Annotated in this window: 7 protein-coding genes; 6 read left to right on the top strand and 1 reads right to left on the bottom strand. The window is 64.9% G+C overall.

Annotated elements, in window-relative coordinates; all coding sequences use genetic code 11:
• From LNV28_RS17610 to LNV28_RS17595, 4 genes are all read left to right on the top strand, one after another.
• Positions 1-426, top strand: a 426-nt coding sequence (locus LNV28_RS17610; RefSeq protein ID WP_263517642.1) for a hypothetical protein, incomplete at its 5' end; no start/stop codon positions are given.
• Between the two features lie 463 nt (positions 427-889).
• On the top strand, positions 890-1327 hold the full coding sequence (locus LNV28_RS17605; protein WP_263517641.1) for a pentapeptide repeat-containing protein: 438 nt from the start codon (positions 890-892) through the stop codon (positions 1325-1327).
• A gap of 50 nt (positions 1328-1377) precedes the next feature.
• On the top strand, positions 1378-1797 hold the full coding sequence (locus LNV28_RS17600; protein ID WP_263517640.1) for a DUF3052 domain-containing protein: 420 nt from the start codon (positions 1378-1380) through the stop codon (positions 1795-1797).
• Positions 1798-1886: 89 nt separating this feature from the next.
• Positions 1887-2399, top strand: a complete 513-nt coding sequence (locus LNV28_RS17595; RefSeq protein ID WP_263517639.1) for a GFA family protein — start codon at positions 1887-1889, stop codon at positions 2397-2399.
• A 368-nt stretch (positions 2400-2767) separates the two neighbouring features.
• On the opposite strand, the gene LNV28_RS17590 is transcribed toward LNV28_RS17595, so the two are convergent.
• Positions 2768-3088: a DUF6172 family protein gene (locus tag LNV28_RS17590; protein ID WP_263517638.1), complete on the bottom strand. Its 321-nt coding sequence runs from the start codon at positions 3086-3088 to the stop codon at positions 2768-2770.
• A 465-nt stretch (positions 3089-3553) separates the two neighbouring features.
• On the opposite strand from LNV28_RS17590, the gene LNV28_RS17585 reads away from it, so the two are divergent.
• Both LNV28_RS17585 and LNV28_RS17580 read left to right on the top strand, forming a co-directional pair.
• Positions 3554-5656: a GGDEF domain-containing protein gene (locus tag LNV28_RS17585; RefSeq protein WP_263517637.1), complete on the top strand. Its 2103-nt coding sequence runs from the start codon at positions 3554-3556 to the stop codon at positions 5654-5656.
• On the top strand, positions 5653-7752 hold the full coding sequence (locus tag LNV28_RS17580; RefSeq protein ID WP_263517636.1) for a GGDEF domain-containing protein: 2100 nt from the start codon (positions 5653-5655) through the stop codon (positions 7750-7752). Before LNV28_RS17585 ends, LNV28_RS17580 begins: the two co-directional genes overlap by 4 nt.
• Positions 7753-7758 lie beyond the last annotated feature (6 nt).

The raw sequence follows: 7758 nt of genomic DNA, 5'->3' as shown, positions 1-7758 counted from the left end.
CTCGCCTTCGCCGACATTCACACGCCCAGAGTAGTGCGGGTGGTTGGGGATATCGGGTTATTGGACAGCCTCGTTAAGTTGCACTTGAGCAAGGCACCGCGACCCCAAAGATTGAAAGCCGCTGCATCCAGCGCGGTGGTCGCGCTGGCCACGCTCGCTGCTACCCTCTGGTTCGCTAATTTGATCGTCGATAGCGTCTGGTTTTGGCAGCTGCACTCAGCGTTGCCTCGGGAGGTCCGTGCCCTGATTGCAAATGCAGCGCTATTCATTCTTCAGCCTGTTCAGCCGGCTGAGGTGCATGCGCAGGAGGGGCAGCTTGAGCTTTTCCTTGCTTGGTGCTTTGTCGTTCTGTTGGGTGCGGCAGTGTCCGCATTCGGGCTTGCCATGCATTGGCTCAAACATGTGGCGCCAGAAAATGCAGCTTAACTGGTCGCTCAACCGGACCTTCAACAGCCCGCCGCCTTCAGGCCTCATTTTCGTTCTGGCCCTACGGCGTCCTGCCGTCGCGGGCCAGTTGGTTCAAACGTTAGATCGCAAATGACACTCGACCAACTTTGCGAAAGTATCGTTAGGTCATCCCGTGATCGAGCGGCGATCGGGCTAGTGCAACAGCTGCATGGCTGGAAGTTCGATTCAGCTAGCGCGGATGAACTGCTGGCATCGGTCGAAAAGCATCTCGGGAACGTATGGATTCAGAGCGACGCAGAGTACTCGGCCATCTATAAGGCCTGGTCTGAATTTCGCGACGAAGTCGGGGCGCAGCTTCGTGGCATGACTATGAACGAGCGACTCTACTTGTTTGGACTTGTTGGTGCATTCGACGCAGCCACCTCGGTGGCAGAGACGGACCGAATCTATGCCAAATTGCATGCTTCAAGATAGGTAGTTCTTGCAATCAAGTGCTCATTCATGGCGCGTGCGCTCTCACCACTCGCTCAACCGGACCCGCAACGGCATGCCGCCTACAGGCCTTGTTTTGTTCTGGCCCTGCGGCGTCCTGCCGCTGCTTGCCGTTTGCCCCTCACTTCTATGTTGTGCCTCTGATCAGTCCACCAAGTTTGTCGAGGAGAAAGCAATGACCGAAGGCAAGAAGTTGCAGTACATCAACTGCCGGTTGTCCGAATCGGTGTTCGAAGATGTGGATCTCAGCAAGTCGAGGTTGAGCAATGTCAGTCTTCGAGAGGCGCAGTTTGAAGACGTCACACTTGCCAACGCTACGTTTCGAAATGCTTGCTTTGAGAACGTGTCCATCGAAGACGCGAACGTTGTAGGAATGAAAATCAACGGAATTCTGGTCACAGACCTCCTGAGCGTCTATGAGAAATGATTCGCCCCGGAATTCGCGGACGCCATTTGCTTAGCTCAGAGTTGAGCCGCATGGAAACGTCAAGCACCGCCGGCTACTCTGGAACGCCGCTTTTCAAGAAGCTTGGCATCAAAGAGGCACATCGCGTGCTGCTCCTTGACGCCCCCAAGGCCTACGAAGGCCTGCTGGCTCCACTCCCGCCAGCCGTGGTGTTTGTCACCCATCCTGATGCGACGGTCGACATCGCTCACGCATTTGTTACCCAGAGAGAAGAGCTCGCAAAGCGACTGAGCCTTTTGCGCAAGAAGCTGAAGCCTGATGCAGCGCTATGGATCTCTTGGCCGAAGAAGTCAGCCAAAGTTCCAAGCACCGTCACAGAAGACACGATTCGCGAACTGGCTTTGCCGCTTGGCTACGTCGATGTCAAGGTCTGCGCCGTCACGGAGGTCTGGTCGGGGCTCAAGTTGGTGCTTCGCAAGGAGCCTCGCTGAGAATGCGGCTTGAGTCTTCCATGTGGCAGTTGCTCTCGTGTGCCCGCAGTTTTGGAACTTGAGTTCCCGAAGCCAGCCACTGACGGGCCTTGGCCTTTCATGCCGGGACTGAAGCGCCGCATGCCAAGGCCTCGCAATATGTCTTGAGGCATCTCATCTCATCTCATCTCACCACAGGATTTGAAAGCATGACGACGACCTACCTCGGAACTTGCCTCTGCGCGGCCGTGGCGCTGGAGGTGGAGGGCGGCATTGAGGCCATCATTCACTGCCATTGTTCCAAGTGCCGCAAGGCCAGCGGAACAGCTTTTGCCACCAATGGCTTCATCCAAGCCCGTGGTCTGCGGATCACGCGCGGTGAGCAGAGCATTCGCACCTATGAATCAGCACCGGGGCGCCGGCGGCATTTTTGCGGCATCTGCGCGGCGCCGCTGTTCAGTTCGAACGCCAGCGACCCCAGCCGGTTGCGGCTCCGTCTCGGTATCCTGGATTCCGAGATCAGCGAGCGGCCCATCTCGCACAACTTTGTCAGCTCCCGCGCTTCATGGGAGGACCTGGATGCGACGCTGCCGCGCTACGAGGGCCATGAGCCGGGGCGTTGATGCGCCAGGCCTATCCCGGATGTTTCACGAAGTTGGCCCTGGCCGGTCCGCAGCACCGATGAGCACGATGATCTCTCGCTTCGACCTTCGATCCATTTTGGACACTGGGCCTACGCGGGCTTGCGCGGCCCAGACCTTGCCCTTGACGCCTCAAGCCTTGCAGGCCGCACCAAGCCCGAGGCTTGGCACTTCGTCAGTCATGGACAGGCCACTTGGCGTGTCCATGTCCGGACTCAGCCTCGCCGATGCCACTGGGCATTGGCTGCGGCCGTCTCGGCGCCACTGGCTGCGGCCTGGACGCACGCAATTCCCGCGTCCCTCGTGAAATGTCCGGGCTGGGCCCGGCGCTCTGAGCGCCGGCGCTTCGTTCAATCGTTGACTTCGGCCTCGTCGGCGCCGGTGGCGGGGCGGGGGCGGCGCACCCCCGGTTTGGCAAGCAGCTCCACATAGAAGCTGTCGGCCTTTTCGGCTGCATAGGCATTGATGCGCTCGGTCAGGGCGGCCATGGGGATCAACTCGGCGGTGGCCGGGCTGCTGCCGAAGCGGCAGTCGAAGTCCCAGAAGTCCACGCCGGCCGGGCGCGGCTTGTTCTGCTCGCGCTTGATGTATTTGCGGATCTCGTGCTTGGTGGCTTCGAGCAGGCGGTCGGGGTGCTTGCCTTCGACGTGGAGGGGGTAGGTCTTCTTCAAGAGGGCTTTCTGGGCAGTGGCGTCTGCGGGCGTCGCGCGGGTCTTCCCACAAGGGACAAACAGCTGCGCGGCCGAAGGACGTAGGCGGCAATTATCGCCCCGATGGCGCCGGCGAGGTGTCCGGCGGCGCCGCGCCGCTGGCCTGAGGCGCCGGGCCAGGCTCAAGTTTGGCCCGGGCTTGACCCCTGAATCGCCTTTTGGGCTGCCACGTTTGGGTTGATACTGGGGTGCATATGGTCTGCCACGCTGTTTGCAATACCCGGGCTTTTTTCGCCAGCGACTTCGCGGCGTGGACCGGGCTTGCGGCCGGCGAGCAGCGAAAGCAGTACCTACAGCAAGGGCTCGGGCAATCCAGGCGCTTCGATGGAACGACGCATGGCCATGGGTGGTGAGCGTTCAGCTCGCGGGGCAGTCCGGCTCAGCCGGGCTGGCTCAGCCCATGGTGGGCCTGTTGCGAGCCGCTGGATGAGCTTGCGTCCCTTGGCCTGCTTGTTTCTGAGCTGGGCCGCCGTCGGGCTTCGGGTTGAGGCCCAGACCACGGCGCCGTCTTCGCCGCTGGCGCTACTTGCTCCGCCTGCAGCCGCGGCTTCGGCTGCGGTGGTGCCCGATCTGTGGGCCCAGCTGGAGCGTATCGAGCGCGGCGGCGCTGCCCGGGCAGCCGCCAATTTGCCGGTGCTCGACACCTTGCTGGCGGCCAGCACGCCCGGCAGTCTGGAACGCCTGGAAATGCTGGCCTTGCGCGGCGCGGCTTTGGTCGAGCTCAATGAGGGCCCGGCTTTGCAAGCCCTGCTGGACAGCCTGCAGAACTGGCCCGACCCACGCTTCCGCAACGCCGCCCAGCTGGCCGAGGCGGTGGTCCGGGCCCAGCAGCTGACGCGCGAAGGCAAATCCGATCAGGCCTACAAGGCATTGGCCGTGCTGCCGGCCCAGCTCAGCGCCGATGTGCCCTTGAGCCTGATGTTTCGCGCCCTGGTACAGCTCTGCATCGCCGAGTCCGAGGCCGGGCGGGTGGAGCTGGCTCTCGGCCATGCCAATGAGGCATTGGAGCTGGCCGAGCGCTCGCAGGCCTCGTGGCGCCGGGCCTCGGCGCTGTCGATGCTGGCCTATGCCTTGCTGCGTGCCCAGCAGCATGAGCGCGCCGCCAGTGCCATCGAGGAGGCGCTGCGGGAGGCCGCACGCGACCCCGACCCCATGCTGCTCTACCGGGTGCACAACACGCGCGGTGTGATCCTGGGCATCCTCAAGCGATTCGACCGCGCGCAGGCCTCCATGCAGCTGGCCTTGAACGCCGCCCGCGACAGCGGTTCGCCGACCTTGCAATCGCTGGCCCTGGCCAACTCGGCGGACTTTTATCTGCGCCAGGGCAATTTCTCCAAGGCCCGCCAGCTGTCCGAAGAGGGCTTGGCCCTGGCGCGCCGGCATGGGCACAACTCCAACGAAGCCCTGGCGCTGCACAACCTCGGCATTGCCTTGATCCAGCTGCGCCAGATCGAGCTGGGCAAGTCCCATGTGATGCAGTCCATCGCCATGAGCCAGGCCGAGGGATTGAACGGCCAGGTGGCGGACAACTTCAATGAGCTCGGCGAAGCGCTGGAGCGCATGGGCGATTTGGGCGGGGCGGCGCGTGCGTTTCAGCAGTACCGGCGCATGATTGACCAGCAGTTGCGCGAGGAAACGCGCAGCGCGGTGCTGGAGGTGCAGGCCCAATATGACGACGAGCGGCGCGGCAAGGAGATGGCCTTGCTGGCCCGCGACCGCAGCTTGAAGCTGGAGCAGTTGCGCGCCCGCGACCTGCAGCTGCAGCTTTGGGCGGCGGTGGGCGCTTGCGTTGTGCTGTCTGCGCTGCTGCTGGGCCTGGCCTACCAGCGCATACGCAAGACCAATCAGGCGCTGGCGCACAGCAATGCGGCGCTCAAGGTCCAGGGCGAGCGCGACCCGCTCACCGGCCTGGCCAACCGGCGCCATTTCCAATCGGCCATCGTGCGGCTGGCCGAGCAAGGGCGCTTGCATGCCTCGGTCTTCCTGATCGACATCGACCACTTCAAGCGCATCAATGACAGCCACGGCCATGCGGTCGGGGATGCGGTGCTGGTGGAGGTGGCGCAGCGCCTGCGCAGCTGCCTGCGCGACGAGGACTTGCTGGTGCGCTGGGGCGGTGAGGAGTTCCTGATCGTCATCGACATCCGTCACCCGGCTCAGATCGAGAGCCTGGCCCAGCGTCTGCTCGATCAGATCGCGTCGACGCCGGTGCGGCACGGGCCGGCCGGCGAGCAGGGTCTGCATGTCAGTGCATCCATGGGTTTTTGCAGCTTTCCGGTCGCACCCCATGGCTGGAGTGTCGATTGGGAGCGCGCCATCGCCCTGGTCGACACCTTGATGTATATGGCCAAGGCCCATGGTCGCAACCGCGCCTTCGGGCTCAAGGCCATGGCCCCGCATCAGGCCGAGCTGGACGCGGCCGCCTTCCTGGCTTTGAGCGAGCGCATGGAAGAGGCCTGGCGCGCCGGTGAGCTGGAGCTGGTGCAGCTGCAGGGGCCGGTGTGGGCGGCAGGCGAGGGGCGATCATGAGCGGTGCGCGCATCCGGGCAGGCTGGCGCCGCTGCGCCGGGCTTTTGACTTTGGCGGCTGGGCTGGTCCAGGCTCAGTCTCAGCCCGCCACGGCAGCAACAGCCGCCTCGGCCGTCCCGGCGCTGCCTGCTGTCGCCTGGCCGGTCGAGCGCAAGCTGAGCGATCAGCTGGAGCTGCTGCTGCGCCAAGGCTTTGATCGCCCGGAGCAGGCCTTGCGCCGCCTGCGCGAGTTGCAGCAGCAAGCGGACAAGCCCGCGCAAGCGCTGCAGCTGCTGTTGGCCGAGGGCCGGCTGCTGGTGCTCAGTGGAGACTTCGTGCAGGCCGACCAGGTGGCCGAGCGCCTGGCCCGCCAGCCCGAGGCGCGCGATGCGGTGCTGCTCTTGCGCGCCGAGCGGGCCGACCGCATGGGCGCCGGCGAGCAGGCCCAGAAGCTGGCGCAGCAGGCCCTGGCCGGCCTGAGCCAGGCCTGCCCCAGCGCCGCCAGCTTGCAAGCCCAGACCCCCAGCACGCTGCCTGCGGCCTGCGACTTCCGGCTCGTCTGGGTGGCGCTGCGCCTGATCGAGCGCAGCCAGATCCGCGCCGGCACCTTGCCCCTGGCCGAGGCCTCGGCGCAGACAGCCTTGGCCCTGGTCCAGGCCGGCGGCGACCGTCATCTGGCGGCCAGCAGCCTCGGCTCCCTGGCCATGATCGCCCAGCTTCAGGACCAGCCGGAGGCGGCCAGCCGCTGGTTGGGCCAGGCTCGCCAACTGGCCCAGGGCGACACCTTGGCGCTCTTCAAGATCAAGAGCTACGAAGCCTATGTGGCCGGCTTGCGCCAGGACGGTCCGGCCAAGCTGCGCGCCATGGAGGAATGCGTGGAACTGGCCCGTCAGGCCGATGCACCGCGCTGGTTGGCGCAGTCGCAGAGCAATCTGGCCGACGCGTACTTGCAGCTCAAGCAACCGGCTCGGGCGCTGGACGTGGCACGTCAGGCCTTGCCGCTGTTCGAGCAGCGCGGCGACATCCGCATCCAGCGCACGATTCGCCACAATATGGCGGTAGCCTATGTGCAGCTGGCCGATTTCGAACAGGCGCGGCGTGAGATTGCCCGCATCGAGTTGATGAGCCAGGGTGAGGTCGACCAGGGTTTGCGCACCCAGGAGCTGCGCGAACTCGGCGAGGCCTGGACGGCAGCGGGCCAGTTCAAGGAGGGCTTGGCGGCCTACCATCTGGAGCGCCGGCTCAGCGCCGAGCTGGTCGAGCGCAACCGGGCCAGCGCCTTGCAGCAGTTGCAGCTCAAGTACGACAGCGAGCGCAAGCAGCGCGATCTGGAGCTGCTGCAGCGCGACCAGGCCTTGGTCGACCACCAGCTCGGCAACCGCCAGCGGGTGCAGCAGGTCGGCGTGGCCGTGGCCTTGCTGCTGGGGCTCTCTCTGCTGCTGGTGGCTTTGATGGTGCAGCGCGTGCGTGCCGCCCACAAGCGTCTGCGCGCCAACGAGCAGATGCTCAAGGCCCAGAGCGAGCGCGACCCCCTGACCGAGCTGGCCAACCGGCGCCATTTCCTGGCCGTCATGCAGCAGCAGCCGCGGGCCGAGTTCAATGGCGCGCTCTTGATGGTGGACATCGACCATTTCAAACATGTCAACGACCAGCATGGCCATGGCATCGGCGATGTGGTGATCTGCGAGGTGGCCCGCCGCCTGAGCCTGGCGGTGCGCGCCGAGGACCTGGTGGTGCGTTGGGGCGGCGAGGAGTTCCTGGTGTTCGCGCCCGATATCGCACCTGAGCGGCTGCTGCAGCTGGCCGAGCGCATCCTGTTCGGCATCGGCGGCGAGCCGGTGTCCAGCAGCGATGGCCCGCTGCGCGTCACCGTGTCCATCGGTTGCGCCCATTTCCCGCTGCAGCCCAGCGGTCTGCCCCAGCATTGGGAGCAGGCGGTCAACTGGGCCGATATGGCGCTCTACACGGCCAAGGCGCGCGGGCGCAACCGGGCCGCCGGCATCGTCGTCGTCAAGGCGGGCGATCGCCAGGACTTGCAGCAGATCGAGGCCGATTTCGACGCGGCTTGTTCCAGCGAGCGCGTCCAGTTGCAGCAGGTGCTGGGCCCGGCTGCTTGACGGACT

It is taken from the genome of Paucibacter sp. DJ2R-2 (assembly GCF_025717675.1).
In the GTDB taxonomy this organism is placed as follows: domain Bacteria; phylum Pseudomonadota; class Gammaproteobacteria; order Burkholderiales; family Burkholderiaceae_C; genus Paucibacter_A.
Note: the sequence above shows the minus strand (reverse complement) of the source record. Positions and strands in the feature narration are given on the sequence as shown.